Consider the following 18,831-nt stretch of genomic DNA (forward strand, 5'->3'; position numbering starts at 1 on the left):
TGAGGAGAGCGCATGCGTATGAGGCTCAGCAGGACGAGCGTCGCGAGGCGGTGGCGGCTGGGACTCGCCGCGGCCGCGGTCACGACGCTCGTCGTCGGTGTGGCGAGCGCGGGCCAGGCGGCTCCGCCGGACTTCGAGGTCCAGCCGATCGATCCGCAGAACTGGCAGAACCAGTACGACATGACCTGGGACGACTGGACGGACATCCCGGGCACCCAGTGGAACGACCCGGACGCGAAGCCGAGTGAGCGCGGCCTGCGCATCGCGCTGGTGGCGGTGGACTTCCCGGACCAGCCGTTCGTCATGACGCAGGAGAAGCAGAGCGACCTGTTCGGCAACCCGCAGATCGACCCGATCTCGCGGGACGAGGTGCCGCAGTTCTACCACGACTTCTACATGGTCCCGAACGAGTACAACCACGGCCGCACCATCCAGGAGTACTGGATGGAGCAGAGCCGCGGGAAGCTCGGCGTCGAGGAGATGGACGTCTTCGGCGCGTACCAGGTGCCGCGCAACCTGTTCGAGTACGGCCTGAACGAGTGGGGCCAGCAGTCCGCCTGTCCCGAGGGCTTCACCTGCAACGGGAACCTCGACCGCGACGTCGACACGGTCTGGAAGGCCGACCTCGCCGAGAAGGGCGTCCCGTGCCCGGACAGCCGCTGCGGCTACGACGTCATCCTGCGGGTCTACGCCGGCTACGACGAGACCAGCATCTGGCAGGAGTACGGCGAGATGATGTTCGACACCAAGGAGGACATCCCCGATGAGTGGGGCCCGCCGGCGTCGGTCGACCCCGACAACGAGATGCCGAACTGGGCGCCGACCCGATACGTCGAGTGGACCTCGTGGCGGGCCGCGGCCCAGCAGTGGGGGCTCTCGTCCATCCGCCAGGCGGAGAGCTCGGGCACCATCACGCACGAGATGGGGCACTTCTTCTTCCGCATCGGCGACAACAACAACAACCCGTTCTCGGACCGCGCCAACCCGCCGCAGCCGTTCCACCGGGTCGGCTCGGCGCCGTGGGACATGATGGACCGCGGCTCGTTCAACGGCCCCGGCGGTCACCACATGCGCTGGGTCGTGCCGCCGAACATGGGTGGCTGGTCGCCGTCGGGCCTCATGGTCCGCAACAAGATCCACGCGGGCATCCTGCCGGCGGAGAACCTGCTCGACATCAGCCGTGAGGCGCTGGCCGACTCCGGCGTCGTCGTCGGCGAGGTGACGGCGCGCGCCGTCGACCCGGGCGCCGAGGGCACGTCCGGCGTGAAGATCCGGCTCGACGGTGAGGGCCGTCCGGACCGCACCCCGGCCTGTGACATCAACACCGACCCGTTCTGCCACGGCAACACCGGCTGGGACCACTACACGCTGGAGGTCGTCGACCGGATGGGGTTCGACTCGTTCAACCCCGACAGCGGCGTGATCATCTCCAAGAACAAGACCAACGAGGACCGCAACAGCACCTGCGGCTACGGCTGCTTCAACTGGGTCATCGACGCCAACCCCGACGACATCGGGCTGGTCGACTTCTACAAGCCCGACGGCACGCCCGTCATGGCGTCGATCGCCGACCACCGCCAGCTCAACGACGCCGCGTTCCACGCCGGGCTGAACTCCGGCTCGGAGTACGAGTACGTCGACGAGGCCAACCGGCTGCACTTCTACGTCATCGACCTCGAGCGGGACGAGGACGGCGTGCTGTCGTACACGCTGGCCGTGCGGTCGCTGGACGGCGACGGCTCGCAGGAGCGTGGCGTGGAGCTGGGCGACGGCGAGGTGTCCGGGATCCGGGCCAGCCAGGCCGCCCAGTGCACGTTCCCGCTGACCAACACCGGCGAGGAGGCCACGAACACGGCCGGCCACGTCAGCGACGTCAGCGGCAAGGCCGACAACGACGTGTACCGCCTCTCGGTGGAGTCCAGCGGCAAGGGCTGGACGGCCGAGCTCGACAACGCCCTCACCACGGCCCGCGCCGGTGAGACCGTCGAGGTCCCGGTCTACGTCACCCGCGAGACGCCGGCCGCGCGCAACACCACGGTCACCCTCACGGCGACCTCGGAGAGCGACCCGTCGGCCACGCAGCAGATCAGCTGCACCGTGGCCGTGAAGGACACCAACCCCCGGCGGTGACGCCGGTCGTCCGATCCCCATGACGGCCGGCCCGGGCCCGTCCACGTGACGGGCCCGGGCCGGCCGCGAAGGAGAACGCTCATGAGACTCATGCACCGACCCCGCCGAACGCTTCGCGCCGCAGGTCTCACGTTCACCGCCGCAGCCCTCGTGCTCGGGATGTCCGCAGCGGCCGTCCAGGCCGATCCGCCGGACTTCGCCGTCGAGCCGATCGACCCGCAGAACTGGATCAACCAGTACGACATGACCTGGGACGACTGGACCGACATCCCGGGCACCGAGTGGAACGACCCCGACGTCAAGCCGAGCGAGCGCGGCCTGCGCATCGCCCTCGTCGCGGTCGACTTCAAGGACATCCCGTTCGTCATCACGCAGCCGAAGGGGTCGGACCCGTTCGGCAACCCGCAGATCGACCCGATCGAGCGCGAGGACGTCCCGGACTTCTACCGCGACTACTACATGGAGCCGAACGAGTACAACCACGGCCGCACCATCCACGAGTACTGGATGGAGCAGAGCCGCGGCCGCCTCGGCGTGAACGAGATGGACACGTTCGGCCCGTACACGCTCCCGCGCAACCAGTTCGAGTACGGCCTCAACGAGAGCTGGATCCGCAACGCCCCGGGCGAGCACTGTCCCGAGGGCTACACCTGCAACGGCAACGTCGAGGGCGACACCGACACCCTCTGGCGGGCCGACCTCGCCGAGCAGGGCACGCCCTGCGTGGGCAGCCGGTGCGGCTACGACGTCGTGCTGCGCGTCTACGCCGGCTACGACCAGACCTCGGTCTGGCAGGAGTTCGGCGAGATGATGTTCGACTCCAAGGAGGACGTCCCCGACGAGTGGGGTCCGCCGGAGTGGCTCGACCCCGACGACTCGATGCCCAACTGGGCGCCGACGCGCTACGTCGAGTGGACCTCGTGGCTGGCGTCGTCGCAGCGCTGGGGCAGCGCCTCGATCCGTCAGGCGGAGAGCTCGGGCACCATCACGCACGAGATGGGGCACTTCTTCTTCAGCATCGGCGACAACAACAACAATCCGTTCTCGGACCGGCAGAGCCCGCCGTCACCGTTCCACCGCGTGGGATCCGCGCCCTGGGACATGATGGACCGCGGCTCGTTCAACGGCCCCGGTGGCCACCACATGCGCTGGGTGGTGCCGCCGAACATGGGCGGGTGGTCGCCGGCCGGCCTGATGGTGCGCAACAAGATGCTGGCCGGCATCGCCGACAACCTGGTGGAGCTCAGCCGCGAGAACCTGGCGAACACCGGCGTCTACGTCGACCGGGTCACGGCGCGCGCCGTCGACGCGGGCGAGGACGGCACATCCGGCGTCCGCGTCAGGCTGGACGGTGAGGGCATCCCGGACCGCACGCCCGACTGCGACGCCGACACCGACCCGTTCTGCCACACCGAGCGGCTGGCCAACGGCACGACGGGCTGGGACGACTACACCGTCGAGGTCGTCGACCGGATGGGCTTCGACTCGTTCACGCCGGACAGCGGTGTGATGATCGCGAAGAACAAGCCGCGCGGCTCGAACACCTGCGGCTACAGCTGCTTCAACTGGACCATCGACGCCAACCCCGAGGACATCGGGCTGGTCGACTTCTACCGGCCCGACGGCACTCCCGTCATGGCGTCGATCGCCGACCACCGCCAGCTCAACGACGCCCTCTTCCACGCCGGCACCAACTCCGGCTCGGAGTACGAGTACGTCGACGAGCACAACCGGCTGCACTTCTACGTCATCGACATGCAGCGCGACGACGACGGCGTGCTGTCGTACGATCTCGCGGTGCGGTCGCTCGACGGCGACGGCACGCAGGACCGCGGGGTGGAGCTCGGCGAGGGCGACGTCGAGGGCCTGCGGACCAGCCAGGCGGCTCAGTGCACGTTCCCGCTGACGAACACCGGCTCGGCCGCGACGACCACCGCGGGCCACCCGACCGACGTCGCGTCGAAGCTGGACAACGACGTGTACCGGCTGTCGGTGGCGTCCAGCGGCCAGGGCTGGACGGCGCAGCTGGACAACGCGCTCGCCACCGCGCGGGCCGGCGACACCGTCGAGGTGCCGGTGTACGTCACCCGTGAGACGCCGGCGGCGCGCGAGACCACGGTCACGCTCACCGCGACCTCGGAGAGCGACCCGGCCGCCAGCACGTCCGTCACCTGTACGGTTGCGGTCAAGGACACCAACCCGCGCCGTTGATCTCGAGTGGGCACCCGGGCGGCGGCGCGTGCCGCGCTGCCGCCCGGCGTGCCGGGGAAGGAAACCCGTGCAACGTTTGCGTGGCCGTGCGGCGCTGGCCGTCGCCGCGGTGATCCCGGTGCTGCTGGCCGGGTGCTCCGGTTCGTCCGACGACACGGAGGCGTCCGGTTCCGGCTCCGAGGCCGGTGTCGTGCGGGTGCTCATCCCCGACGGCAACCTGCGCCGGCTCGGCGAGCCGTGCAACGGGGCGGGCGCGTTCCGCTCCGTCCACGCCGAGGCGAGCTTCACCGTCCAGGACGGCGACGGCGTCGAGGTGGCGCGCGGCGAGCTTCCGGGCGGCACCGCGGAGCAGCTGATGGACGTCAGCTTCCGCGAGGGCATGCGGCAGCCGACGATGTGCGTCATGACCGTCGACGTCGAGGGGCTGACCTCGCCGGACGGCCTCGAGTTCGTCGTCGGCGACGGCTTCGCCGTGCCCATCGAGCCGAGCGACGACGCGGAACTGATCGGAGAGGTGTTGATCTCGTGAGGCGGGTTCTGACCGGTGTGGTCGTGGCGGTGCTGGCGCTGGCCGGGTGCTCGGGGTCGGACGACCCCGCCGCGGTCTCGTTCGAGCTGCCCGGCGACGTGCCGGCCGACGTGACGTTCATCGACGCTCCGGCGACCGCGCCGCCGGCGCCGTCGTTCGAGCTGGAGCTGCTCGACGGCAGCACCCTCGACCTCGCGGAGCAGTGGGAGCAGCGGCCGGTCGTGCTGGTGTTCTTCGAGTCGTTCTGCGAGCTGTGCGCGCAGCAGCAGGCCGACATCACCGCGCTGAGCGAGGAGTACCGCGACTCCGTCCTTTTCGTCGGCGTCGGCAGCGCGACCAGCGAGGACGACGCCGCCGAGTACCTGCGCGAGCACGACATCGCCTACCCGGTCGGTCTCGATCCCGACGGCGAGGTGTTCCGGCGCTACGGCGTCGACGAGCCGCCGCTGGTGGCGTTGATCGCGCGCGGCGGGCAGCTGGTGCGCGGCTGGCCGGGCGGCGTGGACGATCTCGGCAGCCAGCTGACGGAGTTCGTCGTCGCCGGATGACGGATTCGTCCGGTTCATTCCGGTAGCATGTGATATGGTACTGCGGGCGGAGGTGACCATGGAACTCTCGATGCAGCAGATCCTGGAGAGCCTGGCGCAGCGGGTGGCGCGGCCTGCCGTGCTCGAAGACCGGTACATGCGGCTGCTCGCGTTCAGCTCGCACGAGCGGCCGATCGACGACGTGCGGGAAGACTCCATCCTGCGCCGGCACGCCTCGTCCGAGGTGCGCGGCTGGCTGAAGCGGTTCGGCCTGCCGAACCTGCGCCGGCCGCTGCGGCTGCCGGCCAACCCCGAGCTGCACATGCTGCCGCGGGTCTGCGTCCCCGTCGTCTACCGCGGCAAGCTGCTCGGCCACCTCTGGTTCGTGGACGCCGACGGCAGCATGAGCGACGCCGACCTCGACGCCTGCGTGCAGGGCGCGGCCGAGCTGGGCGAGTGGCTGCACCGCGAGAGCGTGGCCAGCCTGTTCTCGTCGGCCCGGCTGGCCGACACCATGCACATGCTGCTGAGCAGCTCGCCGATGAGCGCCCAGGCCGCCCGCAGCCTCATCGACGCCGGCTACATGCCCGAGCGCGACGGCGTCGTCGCCGTGGTGCTGCAGGGCGTGCCGCGCCGTTCGTCCGCCGTCGACATCGAGGACGCCCTCGCCCAGGCCGTCGCCGACTTCCGCCGCGTGGTCCGGCGCGGCCAGGCGCTGGACCTGATCAGCCGCGACCACGCCGTGCTGCTGCTGTCCTGCGCCGGCGACCACGACATCTACGTCGACGAACGGGTCGAGGGGCTGGTCGAGCTGACCCGGTCCGCGCTGGGCGGCGCCGGGTCCGACGCCGCCCTCGTCGTCGGCGTCGGCAGCCGCCGCGACGCGCTCGAGCACGCCTACGCGTCCTTCCGCGAGGCCCGCATGTCCGCCGACGCCGCCCGCCTGCTCCCCGGCCTCGGCGACGTCGTGCACTGGTCCCGGCTCGGCATCCACCAGATCGTCGTCAAGCTGGCGTCGCTCGGCGAGGAGGTGCCGACCGTCCATCCCGGCCTCGGCCACCTGCTCGACGACCCCGACGCGCTGCCGCTGCTGGAGACCCTCGAGACCTACCTCGACGTCGCCGGCAACGCCCAGCTCACCGCCGAACGCCTCAACCTGCACCGGACGTCGCTGTACTACCGGCTGCAGCGGCTGGAGCAGCTCGCCCACACCAACCTCAAGAGCGGAGCCGAGCGGCTGGCCCTGCACCTGTCGCTCAAGGTGGCCCGCATGACCGGCCAGTACGCGCCCCGCCAGGCCGGCCCGGCCGACGCCGCCGTCCCCGCCGACGCCACCGGCACCGACAACGTCACGCCCTTCCCTGCGGTCGCCTCCCGCTGACACCGGGGCCGGCCGGTCCGCGGATCGATGTCATGATCGGGGCATGGACCGCGTCACGGCCGCCGCGGCGACGGCGGGGCTCGGCGAGCGTCGTCGCTCCGACCGCGTGAACGCCGACGCCGAAGGCGGCCGGCTGGTGCTCGGCTGCTCGGCGCTCGCCGGAGCCCTGCTGTGGCTCGTCCTGCCGCTCTGGCTGCTGAACGAGGGCGAGCGGAGCGCCCTCGACGTCGTCCCGTTCGTGCTGCTCCTGTCCATCGGCGCCTGGCTGGTCGCGACCGCGCTGTGGAAGGGCCGCGGCGGACGCTGGCTGGTGCACTGCTTCGAGCACGGCGTCGTCATGGAGCGCACCCGGGGCCGGGTCGTCGCCGCCCGCTACGACGACGTCCGGGCGGAGCTACTCAGCTTCCGGACCTCCGGCGACTCCGACACCGGGCCCGTCGACCACCTGCTGCTGCGCCTCGACCTCCCCGGCGCAGCCAGCGTCGCCATGGACGAGCCCGAGTACGCCTCGACCGCGGTGCTGCGCGAGCTCGCGAGGCACTTCGGCGTCGACGACGCGCGGCCGGTCGACGAGCAGGCCGCGGCCGAGCTGCTGAGCGGCTCGGCCTGGCGCTGAGCAAAGGAACCGGCCACCGGGGCCGCCGCTGCGGTCGGCGGTACCCGGTGGCCGGTGGGTGGTGGAGCGCGGCGGTCAGTCCGTCGGCAGCTCCGCCGCCAGCGACACGAGGGCGGCGCTGACCAGGGTGCGCGCACCCGTGCCGGCGACGTCCTCGGACATCGTCGCGAACCGCTCGAGAGCGCGCTCCGCGCCGCGGCCGCTGGCCCGGTCGGCGATGTCCAGCTGGGCCTTCAGCCGCTGGTGCTCGCCCTGAGTCAGGAACCCGCCGGCCCGGTAGTCCGCGAGCAGCCCGCGGGCGTTGTCGTAGGCGACGTCCACCGAAGCGGACTTCAGCTCGACCTCGACGGTGACGGTCGCGTCCGGGTCGGTCTCGCTGGTCGCCGTGACGGTCAGCGTCGCCGTCTCCGAAGCGTCCGCACCGGCCGTGGCGTACGCCCAGACCGGCACCGTCGCGCCGGCCTCGGCCGCCGTGATCTCGTACGGCAGGGTCACGTCCCAGCCCTCGCCGTCGACCGTCGAGGAGATCCGGTACACGTCCGAGCCGTAGATGCCCTCGCCGGCCTGGCCGGTGTTCGTCAGCGGCAGGTTCACCAGGGCGGTCGAGTCGCCGACGGCGTACGTGGCGGCATCGCCCAGCGCGGCGCCGCGCTCGTACGGTCCCGCCGCGTCGGTGTTGCGCACCGCCACGTCGTAGAACAGCTCGCCCTCGTCGTCCCGGTAGGTGTCCAGGACGTAGAAGTGCAGCTTGTTCGGCGCGTCGAGGTACTCGTACTCGCTGCCCGACCCGGTGCCGGCGTGGAACGTCGCGTCGTCCAGCTGACGCGGGTCGCCCTTGACGACGGGGACCGGCTCGCCGCCCTCCTCGGTGGCGTTGCCCGGCCGGTAGAAGTCGATCCGGCCGATGTCGTTCGGGTTCGCGTCGACCAGCCACGCCCGCGGCGAGCCGCTGTTGCGGGACTGCCCGATCAGCACGCCGTGCCCGGCGATGAAGGAGTCGTTGCCGACCCGCTCGACCACCTCGAGGTTGAACTGGTTCCAGGCGGTGCTGCTGGGCGTGCAGAAGAACGGGTCGTTCGTGCGCGCCTGGCAGGTGCCCGGGACGAACGGGCTGTCGAGCGACACGCTGAGGCCGACCATGTCGCCGTCCGGGATGTACTCCCGGCCCTTGAGCGCCGTGACGGCGACACCGTCCTGGGCGAGGCCGGCCCGGGTGAGGCTGACGAACTCCTCGGCCTTGACGACGCCGAGACGGCCCTGGCCGGTGGTCTTGAAGTACAGCGTGTGGTGCGGGCCGAGCGCCGAACCGCCCGCGTTCGGGACCTGCCAGCGGTTGTGCGTGCCGCCGGGTCCGTTGAACGAGCCGCGGCTCATCATCTCCCAGTAGCCGGTGCCGGCCCGGCCGGTGCCGGGGTCGAACGGGTTGTTGTAGTTGTCCGGCAGGCCGCGCAGGTGGCTGAACTCGTGCGCGAACACGCTGAGGCCGGAGTTCTCCGCCTGGGTGGACGTGCCGCCGCCGGCGTTCGGCCAGTGGTTGGCCGCCGACTGCCACGAGGTCCACGGGACGTAGCGGGTGGGCACGGCGTTGGGGATCGGGTTGCCGGCCGCGTTGAGGACCGGGCCCTCGGTGGCGCCGGGCGGACCGAACTCCGGCGTGACGTCCGCGGGGGTGCGGAACATCATCTCGCCGAACTCCTGCCAGGTCGACGTCTCGTCGTGGCCGGCGGTCACGTAGAAGCCGTTGTCGAAGCCGCAGAGGCCCGACTCACAGCCGATGTCGGCGTGCCAGAGGTTGGCACCGTCGGCGCGGACGTTCTTGTTGCAGCTGTCGCCGGCCGGGCAGATCGAGTTCGGTCCGGTGACCGGGGCGTTGGACTGCGCGCCGTACTCGTGCAGCTTGCCCGGCAGCTGGTACGGGCCGAACACCTCGACGGTGACGCCGATGCGGCCGTGGCTGGTCTCCATCCAGTAGCCGTGCAGCGTCTGGCCCTGGTTGAACTCGTTCGGGACCGCGTAGTAGTCGTAGAACCACTGGTTCAGCTCGCTCTGCGGCACCGGCTTCCACGGCGGCAGCGGGTTGCCGAACGCGTGCGACTCCGGCTCCTGGCTGATCAGGAACGGCTGGTCGGTGTACTCCAGCAGGATCACCGCGGTGCGGTACTGGCTCTCCGAGCCCTGACTGGTGGTGTCCTGGTTCCACGCGTCCGGGCGGACCTGCTGGTAGTCGTCCCAGGTCATCTCGGCCTGGTCCTCCCAGACCTGTTCGTCGACGGGGACGATGGGGCCGGTGCCGGCGTCGTCGGCCGCACCGTCCTCGGCGTTGGCCGTCACCACACCGGCCGACGCCGAGAGCGCCAGCGCCGCCACGCCGACGATCGCTCTGGCCCGCCAAGCCCGCCCGTGTCTCGCGGGCCGCCGTTCTGTACTCGCCGTCACTGCGCCCTCCCATGGGTAGACGCCGGTCCGCGGGGGTCTGCGGACCGGTCCGGCGACCGTAGGCCGGGGTGTGGCCCACGGTCACCGGACAGGTGCAGGGAGATCGGCCGCGTCAGTCGGTCATCTGTCGGGTCAGTCGCCGCGGCCCCGGTTGTCGACGGTGATCGACCGGGTCGGCTCGGTGTTGTCGTTGCGGTCGTTGGAGCGATACTCGATGGTGTGCACGCCCGGCTCACGGAACCGGAACGGCTCGGTGTAGGTGTGCCAGGGGCCGGTGCCGTCGATCCGGTACATGACCCGGTCGACGCCCGAACCCCAGGAGTCGTCGGCGGTCAGCGTGATCGTCGGGTTGGTGTACCGGCCGTCGCGGTCCGGCCGCTGGTTCAGCGTCAGCATCGTCGTCGGCGCGTCGACCTCGATGGAGCGCAGCGCCGCCCGCAGGTCCGGCCGCGGCCCGATGTTCTGGTGCGCGTTCGTGGTCTGCGGTGCGCCGGTCGCCCGCAGCAGGTCGTTGATCTGCGCGGTCGTCCACGGGCCGAGACCGACGGACGTGACGTAGGACTGCACGGCGACGACGGCGTTGGTGACGATCGGGCCGGCGCCGGACGTGCCGCTGAACGAGCGCGAGTAGGCCCGGTTGTGGTCGTTGCCCAGCTCGGCGCAGAGCACGTTGCAGTAGCCGGTCGTGTAGATGTCCTGGCCCCACGCCTGCAGGTCGAAGCGCTGGCCGTAGTTCGAGAAGCTCAGCCGCGCCCGCGCCGGGTCGTTGGCGCGCAGGCCGCTGCCGCCGGCGCCGGCGAAGATCGCGCCGGAGTGCTGGACCGCCGGGTCGAACCACTTGATCCCGTTGAGGGTGTACATCGGGTCGTCGGTGTCGGTGTTGCCGTTACCGCCGGTGAGCACGACGTTCGCGCCCATCGCCGTCAGCACCTCGTTGGCCTCGAAGACCGCCGGGATCCACTCCAGCGGCGCGTACCGGCTGCCGCCGAGCGGGCTGCCGGTCTGCTGCTCCAGGATCAGCGCGTCGCCGGGACGGACGAACGGCTGGCCGGCCTCGTCGCGCAGTGTCGCGACGAACGCCAGCGCCGGGCCGGGCCGCCACGACGTCCGGCCGTTGCCGAGGTCCTCGACCGGCGAGATGCCGTAGATGTCGACGTCCGGCACGCCGCCGGTGACGCCGTAGCCGTTGTCCTTCGCCGCGATCTCGCCGAACACCGCGGTGCCGTGGTCGTCGCCGAAGGTGTCGATGCGGACGAACCGGCCCTGGCCGATGTCGCTGGACCAGTCCAGCTGCAGGTCCTCGTGGAAGGGGTTCCAGTTGTACTCGAGGTCGATCACCCGGATGCCGGCGCCGCGGACTCGCGGGTCGCTGCGGACCAGCTCGGCGTCGATGCCGTTGTGGGTGTCCGACGGGCGCAGGTAGCCCTGCAGCGGGGTGAGGTCCGGCGTCGGCTCGGCCGGCGGCGGGGCCGGTTCCGGCGACGGGTAGGCGTAGACGACCTCGGGCAGCGCCGTCAGCTCGGCCAGGACGGCGTCGACGTCGGCGCCGGCCGGCAGCAGCGCCGTGTACCAGGACGCGAGGTCGGGCAGCGGCTCTGCCGAGCGGGCCTGGGCCTGGCTGGTGACGGTGGCGAGCGCGGCCGTCTGAGCCGGCTCGACAAACGGAATGAGAGCGCTCACATCGTGCCGGTCGAGGACGTTCTCGACGGCGTCCAGGCTCCGGCCCGCGCTGCTGCGCAGCGTGGCCTCGCTGCCGCCGCGGACCACGTAGTCCTCGGCGAACTTGAGCTCCAGGCTGACCTCGGGCTCGACGGCCGCCGCGCCGCCCACCCGCGCGCCGTCGCCGGTGCTGGCGCTCACCCGCAGTGCGCCCGTCTCCGGCGTCAGCTCGCCCGCTGCGGCCAGCTGCTGCTTGTCGACGTGCACGACGAGGTCGTCGGCGCCGTCGCCGTCGACGTCGTTGACGGAGCTGATGACGGCGCCGGACTCGGACCGGGCCGCGGCGACGTCACCGACGGCGACGGTGTCGAGGTCGATGTCCGTGACGTCCACGGCCGCTGAGCCGTGCACCGTCACCGGGATCAGGCCGGCGCCGGCGAGGTTGACGTGGCCGGACAGCCCGGCCGAGACGTCGGCCTCGACACCTGGGTGGTCGGACGGCCCGGCCTGCGCGGACGGGGCGAGGAGGGCGTAGCCCGTCACCGCGATGGTGCCGAGCGCCACGCCCGCTCGGAAGCGTCGTGTCATGGGGGTCTCCTTGTCGCCGGGGGACGGGATTGCGCCCGAACATAGGGAAACCCGGATGAATGGTCACCACGCATGTGTCTGAAACCCCGCCGCGCCCGGCCGACATCTGTCCTAGCCGGCGGCATGAGAGCTGTCTCACCTCCGCCTCACGTTGCTCCCGAGAGTGCTTCGAGACGCTCGACGCAGAGAGCCGGCGCCCCCGCCGGCCGCGGCGAAGGGACAGACCCATGAAGCGCACCGCACTCGTGATCGCGGCAGCCCTGTGTGCCACGCTGCTCGGCGCGGTTCCCGCCCAGGCCGAGGAACGCACCTGCCGCGGCACCATCGGCGCCGTCACCGTCGACAACCTGCGCGTTCCCAGCAACGCGACCTGCACGCTGAAGGGCACCCGCGTCAAGGGCACCATCAAGGTGGAGAGCAACGCGCGGCTCTACGCCACCAGCGTCCGGGTGGTCGGCAACGTGCAGGCCGAGAACCACCGGCACGTGTCGTTGACGTCGTCGACGGTCGGCGGCAGCTTCCAGCTGAAGCAGGGCAAGACCGCCACCGTCACGTCCAACCGCGTCACCGGCGACGTCCAGTCGTTCACCAACCGCGGCAAGCAGACGATCTCGTCCAACCGGATCAACGGCAACCTGCAGTGCAAGGAGAACTCCCCGGCGCCGACCGGCAGCCGCAACGTCGTCCAGGGCAACAAGGAGGACCAGTGCCGGCGGCTCTGACACCCTAGACGCGGACGTCGCGGGCGTAGGGGTCGGCGGCGCCGGTCTCGATGCCCCAGCTGAGGACGCGGCGGGCGCGGATGCGCAGCCAGGCCGGCGCGAACGGCATGACGCCGGTGATGCGGGCGCCGAGCGCCTCGCCGCCCTCGGCGAACGTCTCGGCCGTGCCGCGGACCTCGAGGCCGCGGGGTGTCCACGGGTCTGTGCTCGCGAGGTCGTCGACGACGTAGGCGACGTCGGGGTGGGCCAGGGCGTCGCGGAACTTGCGGCTGGCGCCGAAGTCGGTGCCGGCGTGCCCGGCGACGACGATCGCGTCGGCCTCGGGGTCGTAGAAGACGCCGACCGGCGCGACGTGCGGGCGGCCGCCCGGCCCGACCGTGGCCAGCCGGCCCAGCGGCTGGCTCTCCAGGTAGGCGAGCTCGGCGTCGGTGAAGGTGTTCGACATGGTCACGATGCTGGCGCCGGTGCCGGCGCGGAGGGGAGGCCGCCGCGAGGCTGGCACCGTCAGGGCCACCCTCGCGCGGTCGTTGCGGTGGCCGGTCCGGGCGGCGGCGGTAGCCTGGGGACCGTGAGCGACAACGAGCTCGGCGCGTTCCTGCGCTCGCGGCGCGATGCCATCACCCCGGCCCAGGTGGGGTTGCCCGCCGGTCCGCGGCGGCGCGCGCCCGGGCTGCGCCGGGCCGAGCTGGCGATCCTCGCCGGCGTCAGCGTCGACTACCTCACCCGGCTCGAGCAGGGCCGCGACCGTCACCCGTCCGCGCAGGTGCTGGGCGCGCTGGCCGAGGCGCTGCAGCTGTCGGCGGCCGAGCGGGTGTTGCTGCGCAATCTCGCCAAGACCACCAGCGGCGACTTCTACTGCCCGTCCATCGAGGCGCCGCCGGCGCCGGCGTCGGCTGTCCGGCCGACGGTGCGGGCGCTGCTGGCGCGGCTGGAGCCGGCGCCCGCGGTGCTGGTCAACCGCCTCGGCGACGTGCTCGCGTGGACCACGGGGTACGAGCTGCTGGCCGAGCCGATGGGGCTGCTGGCCGGCGACGCGCCGAACCTCGTCCGCTACCACTTCACCGACCCGCGGGCCAGGGCCACTTACCCCGACTGGAACGCCGTCGCCGACGCGCTGGTCGCCAACCTCAAGCTCGATTCCGGCCCCGGCGACGACCACCTGACCGCCCTCGCCGACGAGCTGACGGTGCTGGCCGGCGGCGCGTTCGCGTCCCGCTGGACGGCGCCCGCGGCGCCGGGCTCGCGCGCCGGCGTCGACCGCGTCGTGCACCCTGAGGCGGGGGAGCTGCGGCTGGCGTACGAGACGCTCGACCTCGCCGACGGCGAGCACCAGCGCATCGTCGTCTACCTTCCCGGCGACGAGCCGACGTCCGGCGCGCTGGACCGGCTGACCGGGCTGCGCCCCGGCTCGCTGCACGCCGTGGCAGGCTAGCGGCGCTCGTTGCCGTGCTTGTAGTTGCCGGTGGCCTTGGCCAGCAGCAACTGCCGCTCGCGCTCGTCGGCGGCGCGCTCGAGGGCGTCGGCCAGCCGGTCGGCAGCGCGGCCCCCGACGGTGACGACGACGCGGCCGCCGCGGCTGACGCGGATGGGCCCGGCCTTCGTGACCTGGTAGTCGTACGGGTCCTCGTCCAGAGCGTCGGTCATCGCGCCATTGTGTCGTCGCCGGCGAGCGGTTTCACCCGGTTTACGGGCTCACGCGCCGAGGCCGTCGGGGCTCCAGTCGAACGTGGGCGGCAGCACGCCCTCGAGCGTGAGCAGCCAGCGCTTCACCTCGAGCCCGTTGCCGCCGGACCCGCCGCTGTAGCCGCCCAGCCCGTCGCTGGCCAGCACGCGGTGGCAGGGGACGACGATGGGCAGCGGGTTGGCGCCCATGATGCCGCCGATGGCGCGGGCCGGCACCCCGGTGCCGCTGCGCTCGGCCAGCCCGCCGTAGGTGACGGACGTGCCGTAGCCGACGGTCTGGTGCAGCGTGCGCAGCACCACGGCCGACGCCGAGCCGGGGACGTGGCGCCAGTCGATGGCGACGTCGAAGGAGCGCCGCTGCCCGGCGAAGTACTCGCCCAGCTGGGTGAGGACGGGCGCCAGCCGGGCGGGGTCGTCGGCCACCGGGAGCCGTCCGGACCCCGGGCGGCGACCCCAGCCGACCGCGGCGAGACCGTCGCGGGTGACGGCCACGCTGATGTGGCCGACCGGGGTGTCGAGCCCGCCGACCGCCACGTCATCGCTCACACCGTCCATTCTGGCCGCACCCACCGACAGGGTCGCGGTTGTGGAGGCCCACCAACCCGGAGCCGCGGGGCTGGTGCGAATTGCCGACTATGTGCCGGGGCGGGTCGTCGGCCAGAGTGGAGGGACACCGCCGCGGGTCCCCGCGGCGTACGCACGTCGGAGGAGCACTCGATGGCAGGAAGGTCGCGGCTGCCGGCCGCCGATCTCGCACGGATCGCCGCGTTCGCCGCGCTGACCGCCGTCCTCGGGCTGCCGGGGTCGTTCCACCTGTTCGGCAACGCCGTCCCGGTCACCCTGCAGTCGATGGGGCCGCTGCTGGCCGGCGCGATCCTCGGCGCGAAACGGGGCGCGCTGTCGCAGCTGCTGCTGCTCGCGCTGGTCGCGGCCGGACTGCCGCTGCTGGCGGGCGGACGCGGCGGGCTGGGCGTGTTCGCCGGGCCGTCGGTGGGCTACCTCGCCGGGTTCGTGGTGTCGGCGTTCGTGGTCGGCCTGATCGTGGAGCGGTCCGGGCGCCGTCCGGGGATGCACTGGGTGCTGGTCGCCACCCTGCTGGGTGCGGCGACGACGCTGGCCATCGGCATCCCGGTCCAGTCGGCGGTCACGGGGGTGCCGCTGACGGAGACGTTCCAGCTGTCGCTGGCGTTCGTCCCGGGCGACGCCGCCAAGGCGGTGTTCGCGGCGCTGGTCGCGTCGGGGGCGCAGCGGGCCTACCCGGACGCCGCGCCGGCCGCCCGCCGCGAGCGGGTCGAGGGCCGCGCCGGGGGCGACGACACCGGCTCCGGCCGGGCCTGAGACGCTGCGTCGATGCCGGTCTTCCGCGAGGTCTTGGCACACGCAGCCGCCACACCGCACCGCGCCGCCGTCCGCTACGGCGACACGACGCGCAGTTACGCCCAGCTGGCGAGGGACGCCGAGCGGGCCCGCCCCGACGTCAAGCCGGGCACGCTGGTCCCGCTGCCGGACGGCGACCCGGTCGCGCAGCTCACCGCGCTGCTGGCGGCCGACGCCGCCGGTGCGGTGCCGCTGGCCTGCGACCCGTCCTGGCGGCCCGAGCACCGGAGGGCGTTGCTCGAGCCGCTGCCGGACGTCGTCGACGAGGCGGGCGCGCACGAGCTCGCCTGGGCCGGGTTCACGTCCGGCAGCACGGGACGGCCGCGGGTGGTCGTCCGGTCACGGTCGTCGTGGACCGGGTCGTTCGCCGCGACCGACCGGCTCACCGGGGTCAGCGCCGACGACACCGTGCTGGTGCCGGGCGCGCTGTCGTGGTCGCTGACGGCGTTCGCGGCGGCGCACGCGCTGGCGGCCGGCGCGACCGTGCGGCTGACGGGAGACTGGTTGGAGCCGTCACTGCGGGCGGCGCTGCCCGACGCCGACGTCGTGCACCTGGTGCCGCACCGGCTGGCGGCGGTGCTCGACGCGCGGCCGGAGCGGCTGCGGACGGCGGTCGTGGGCGGCGCCGCGCTGGGCACGGCGCTGCGTGGCCGCGCGGCGGACGCGGGCGTCGGCGTCGTCTCGTACTACGGCGCCACCGAGCTGTCCTTCGTCGCCGTCGACCCGGACGGCGCCGGGCTGCGGCCGTTCGACCGGGTCGAGATCGAGCTGCGGGCGGGCGAGGTGTGGGTGCGTTCGCCCTGGCTGGCGCACGGTTACCTGGGCGACGGCGGTCCGCTGCGCCGCGACGGCGACGGCTGGGCGACGGTCGGCGACCTCGCGCAGCCGGGCGAGCCGCTCGTGCTGCGCGGACGCGGCGACGGCGCGATCCTCACCGGCGGCGCGACCGTCGTCCCCGAGGACGTCGAGGCGGTGCTGGCCGCCGTCCCGGGGGTGGCCGGCGTCGTCGTTCTCGGCGTGCCGCACCCGGGGCTGGGCCAAGTGGTCGCGGCCGTCGTGCAGGGCGACGGGGTGCGGCGGGCCACGCTGGAGGCGGCCGCGCGCGCCGGACTGGCGCCGAGCCAGCGGCCGCGGCGCTGGTCGGCCGTCGACGAGCTGCCCCGGACGTCGTCCGGCAAGCCGGCCCGCGCGCTGGTCGCCGCCCTGCCCACCCGGCCGCTGCGGTGAGCGCGCCGGTCGTCGTCGCGGCGCGGCGCACGCCCATCGGGACCGCCGGGAAGGCGTTGCGCGACGTGACCGTCGACCGGCTGGCCGCGCCGGTGCTGTCGGCGGTCGTCGACGACGTGTGGCCGCTCACCGCGATGCGTCCGGTCGACGACGTCGTGCTCGGCAACTGCATGGGCCCGGGCGGGAACGTCGCGCGGGTCGCGGCGCTGGCCGCCGGTTTCGACGTCGCCGTGCCGGGCGTCACCGTCGACCGGCAGTGCGGCAGCGGGCTGGCCGCGATCCTGCAGGCCGGGCAGGCGATCCGGTCCGGCGAGGCGCGGCTGCTGCTGGCCGGCGGGGCCGAGAGCGCGTCGACGGCGCCGCAGCGGATCGGTGCGGCGGGGCCGTACGACCGCGCCCCGTTCACCCCGCCCGAGCACGGCGACCCGGACATGGGCCCCGCCGCCGACGACCTCGCCCGCCGCCGCGGCGTCACCCGGGGCCGGCAGGACGCCTACGCCGCCGCCAGCCACCGCAAGGCGCTGCGCGCCCGCGACGACGGCCGGTTCGACGCCGAGTTCGTGCCGGTCGGCGAGCTGGAGCGCGACGACCGGCCTCGGCCGCTCGACCCTGCCGTCCTGGCCCGGATGCCGCCCGCCTTCGTCCCGCGCGGCACCGTCACCGCCGGCAACTCCTGCGCCAACAGCGACGGCGCCGCCGTCGTCGCCCTGACCGGCGACGATCTGCGGGCCGGACGGCCGGGGCTGCGGCTGGTGGCCGGCGCCGTCGTCGGCTGCGACCCGCGGCTGCCCGGCTGGGGGCCGGTGCCGGCGGTGCAGCGCGTGCTGGCGTCCGCGCGGGTGGCGCTGGGCGACGTCGCCGCCGTCGAGATCGTCGAGGCGTTCGCCGGTCAGGTGCTCGCGGTCACCGACGCGCTCGGGCTGGACCCGCTGGGACGCGACGCCGGCCTCGTCTGCGCCGACGGTGGCGCGCTGGCGCTGGGCCACCCGTGGGGCGCGTCCGGCGCCGTCGTCGTCGTGCGGCTGTTCGCGCGGCTGGTCCGGGGCGGCGCGCCGGCCGGGACGCTGGGCCTCGCGACCGCGGCGATCGGCGGCGGGATGGGCGTGGCCGGGCTGTTCGAGGTGGTCCGGTGACGCTGCTGACCGGTGCGTACGTCGCCGGGACGTCGCCGGTGCACCGGGCGCCGGCCGGGCTGAAGCTGGCGCTGCTGGCGGTGGGCTGTACGGCGCTGGTGTTCGCGCGGTCGCTGCCGCTCGTCGGCGCCTCGACGGTGGCCGTGGTCGCGCTGTACGCGCTGGCCGGGATCGGCGTCCGGGCCGCGTGGGGGCAGCTGCGGCCGCTGCGCTGGCTGGTGGTCGTGCTGCTGGTGGTGCAGGTGCTGATCGCGGACCTGCCGACGGCGGTCGCACTGACCGGCCGGCTGGTGCTCGCTGTCGCGCTGGCCGCGTTGGTGACGTTGACGACCCGGACGACCGCCCTGATGGCCGCGCTGGAACGAGGGCTGCGGCCGCTGCGCCGGTTCGGCGTCGACCCGGCCCGCGTGTCGCTGCTGATGTCGCTCGCGCTGCGCAGCGTCCCGGTCGTCGCCGGGATCGCCGGGCGGATCCGGGAGGCGCGCTGGGCCCGTGGCCGCGAGCGCAGCGTCCGCGCGTTCGCCGTCCCTCTCGTCGTCGGCGTGCTGCGGCACGCCGACGCGATGGGCGAGGCGCTGCAGGCCCGCGGCCTGGACGACTAGTCGAGTGAGT

The 18,831-nt window shown here is 73.2% G+C and carries 17 protein-coding genes; 12 read left to right on the top strand and 5 right to left on the bottom strand.

Annotation, left to right across the window (positions count from 1 at the left end; all coding sequences use genetic code 11):
• Positions 1-18 precede the first annotated feature (18 nt).
• The 6 genes from BLU82_RS02930 (at position 19) to BLU82_RS02950 (ending at position 7,394) form a co-directional block, all read left to right on the top strand.
• Complete coding sequence (locus tag BLU82_RS02930; RefSeq protein ID WP_092615397.1) at positions 19-2,130, top strand: hypothetical protein; 2,112 nt, start codon at positions 19-21, stop codon at positions 2,128-2,130.
• 81 nt (positions 2,131-2,211) lie between these two features.
• Positions 2,212-4,341 (top strand): peptidase M6, encoded by a 2,130-nt coding sequence (locus BLU82_RS02935; protein WP_197682698.1) that lies wholly within the window; start codon positions 2,212-2,214, stop codon positions 4,339-4,341.
• 67 nt (positions 4,342-4,408) lie between these two features.
• Positions 4,409-4,870 (top strand): hypothetical protein, encoded by a 462-nt coding sequence (locus BLU82_RS33960; RefSeq protein WP_157740504.1) that lies wholly within the window; start codon positions 4,409-4,411, stop codon positions 4,868-4,870.
• Positions 4,867-5,418: a TlpA disulfide reductase family protein gene (locus tag BLU82_RS33965; protein WP_157740506.1), complete on the top strand. Its 552-nt coding sequence runs from the start codon at positions 4,867-4,869 to the stop codon at positions 5,416-5,418. Before BLU82_RS33960 ends, BLU82_RS33965 begins: the two co-directional genes overlap by 4 nt.
• A 58-nt stretch (positions 5,419-5,476) precedes the next feature.
• A complete protein-coding gene (locus BLU82_RS02945) occupies positions 5,477-6,778 on the top strand; it encodes a CdaR family transcriptional regulator (RefSeq protein ID WP_157740510.1) in 1,302 nt (433 codons plus the stop codon).
• A 43-nt stretch (positions 6,779-6,821) separates the two neighbouring features.
• On the top strand, positions 6,822-7,394 hold the full coding sequence (locus BLU82_RS02950; protein WP_092615409.1) for a hypothetical protein: 573 nt from the start codon (positions 6,822-6,824) through the stop codon (positions 7,392-7,394).
• A gap of 75 nt (positions 7,395-7,469) precedes the next feature.
• Here BLU82_RS02950 and BLU82_RS02955 read toward each other — a convergent pair whose 3' ends face one another.
• Both BLU82_RS02955 and BLU82_RS02960 read right to left on the bottom strand, forming a co-directional pair.
• On the bottom strand, positions 7,470-9,761 hold the full coding sequence (locus BLU82_RS02955; RefSeq protein WP_092615412.1) for a M6 family metalloprotease domain-containing protein: 2,292 nt from the start codon (positions 9,759-9,761) through the stop codon (positions 7,470-7,472).
• 201 nt (positions 9,762-9,962) lie between these two features.
• Positions 9,963-12,077 carry a S8 family serine peptidase gene (locus BLU82_RS02960; protein WP_092615415.1) on the bottom strand — a complete coding sequence of 705 codons (2,115 nt, stop codon included), beginning with the start codon at positions 12,075-12,077 and terminating at the stop codon, positions 9,963-9,965.
• Positions 12,078-12,304: 227 nt separating this feature from the next.
• Here BLU82_RS02960 and BLU82_RS02965 point away from each other — a divergent pair, with 227 nt between their 5' ends.
• Positions 12,305-12,799 (top strand): hypothetical protein, encoded by a 495-nt coding sequence (locus BLU82_RS02965; protein WP_092615418.1) that lies wholly within the window; start codon positions 12,305-12,307, stop codon positions 12,797-12,799.
• 4 nt (positions 12,800-12,803) lie between these two features.
• Here BLU82_RS02965 and BLU82_RS02970 read toward each other — a convergent pair whose 3' ends face one another.
• Positions 12,804-13,244 (bottom strand): PPOX class F420-dependent oxidoreductase, encoded by a 441-nt coding sequence (locus tag BLU82_RS02970; protein WP_092625347.1) that lies wholly within the window; start codon positions 13,242-13,244, stop codon positions 12,804-12,806.
• 123 nt (positions 13,245-13,367) lie between these two features.
• On the opposite strand from BLU82_RS02970, the gene BLU82_RS02975 reads away from it, so the two are divergent.
• Positions 13,368-14,231, top strand: a complete 864-nt coding sequence (locus BLU82_RS02975; RefSeq protein ID WP_092625349.1) for a helix-turn-helix domain-containing protein — start codon at positions 13,368-13,370, stop codon at positions 14,229-14,231.
• Here the strand turns inward: BLU82_RS02975 and BLU82_RS02980 are convergent.
• Both BLU82_RS02980 and BLU82_RS02985 read right to left on the bottom strand, forming a co-directional pair.
• Positions 14,228-14,443, bottom strand: a complete 216-nt coding sequence (locus tag BLU82_RS02980; protein WP_092615421.1) for a hypothetical protein — start codon at positions 14,441-14,443, stop codon at positions 14,228-14,230. The genes BLU82_RS02975 and BLU82_RS02980 overlap by 4 nt on opposite strands.
• Before the next feature lie 48 nt (positions 14,444-14,491).
• The gene (locus BLU82_RS02985; RefSeq protein WP_092615424.1) at positions 14,492-15,037 is read right to left on the bottom strand and encodes a methylated-DNA--[protein]-cysteine S-methyltransferase; all 546 of its coding nucleotides are present in this window, start codon (positions 15,035-15,037) and stop codon (positions 14,492-14,494) included.
• A 162-nt stretch (positions 15,038-15,199) separates the two neighbouring features.
• On the opposite strand from BLU82_RS02985, the gene BLU82_RS02990 reads away from it, so the two are divergent.
• The 4 genes from BLU82_RS02990 to BLU82_RS03005 are packed head-to-tail and all read left to right on the top strand — an operon-like array spanning position 15,200 to position 18,821.
• Positions 15,200-15,820: a biotin transporter BioY gene (locus BLU82_RS02990; protein ID WP_092615427.1), complete on the top strand. Its 621-nt coding sequence runs from the start codon at positions 15,200-15,202 to the stop codon at positions 15,818-15,820.
• A 12-nt stretch (positions 15,821-15,832) separates the two neighbouring features.
• Complete coding sequence (locus BLU82_RS02995; protein ID WP_092615430.1) at positions 15,833-17,086, top strand: AMP-binding protein; 1,254 nt, start codon at positions 15,833-15,835, stop codon at positions 17,084-17,086.
• A complete protein-coding gene (locus BLU82_RS03000; RefSeq protein WP_092615433.1) occupies positions 17,083-18,219 on the top strand; it encodes a thiolase family protein in 1,137 nt (378 codons plus the stop codon). The genes BLU82_RS02995 and BLU82_RS03000 overlap by 4 nt, the downstream gene beginning before the upstream one ends.
• Positions 18,216-18,821 (top strand): energy-coupling factor transporter transmembrane protein EcfT, encoded by a 606-nt coding sequence (locus BLU82_RS03005; protein WP_092615436.1) that lies wholly within the window; start codon positions 18,216-18,218, stop codon positions 18,819-18,821. Before BLU82_RS03000 ends, BLU82_RS03005 begins: the two co-directional genes overlap by 4 nt.
• Positions 18,822-18,831: the final 10 nt, after the last annotated feature.

The sequence above is a fragment of the Jiangella sp. DSM 45060 genome, from assembly GCF_900105175.1.
In the GTDB taxonomy this organism is placed as follows: domain Bacteria; phylum Actinomycetota; class Actinomycetes; order Jiangellales; family Jiangellaceae; genus Jiangella.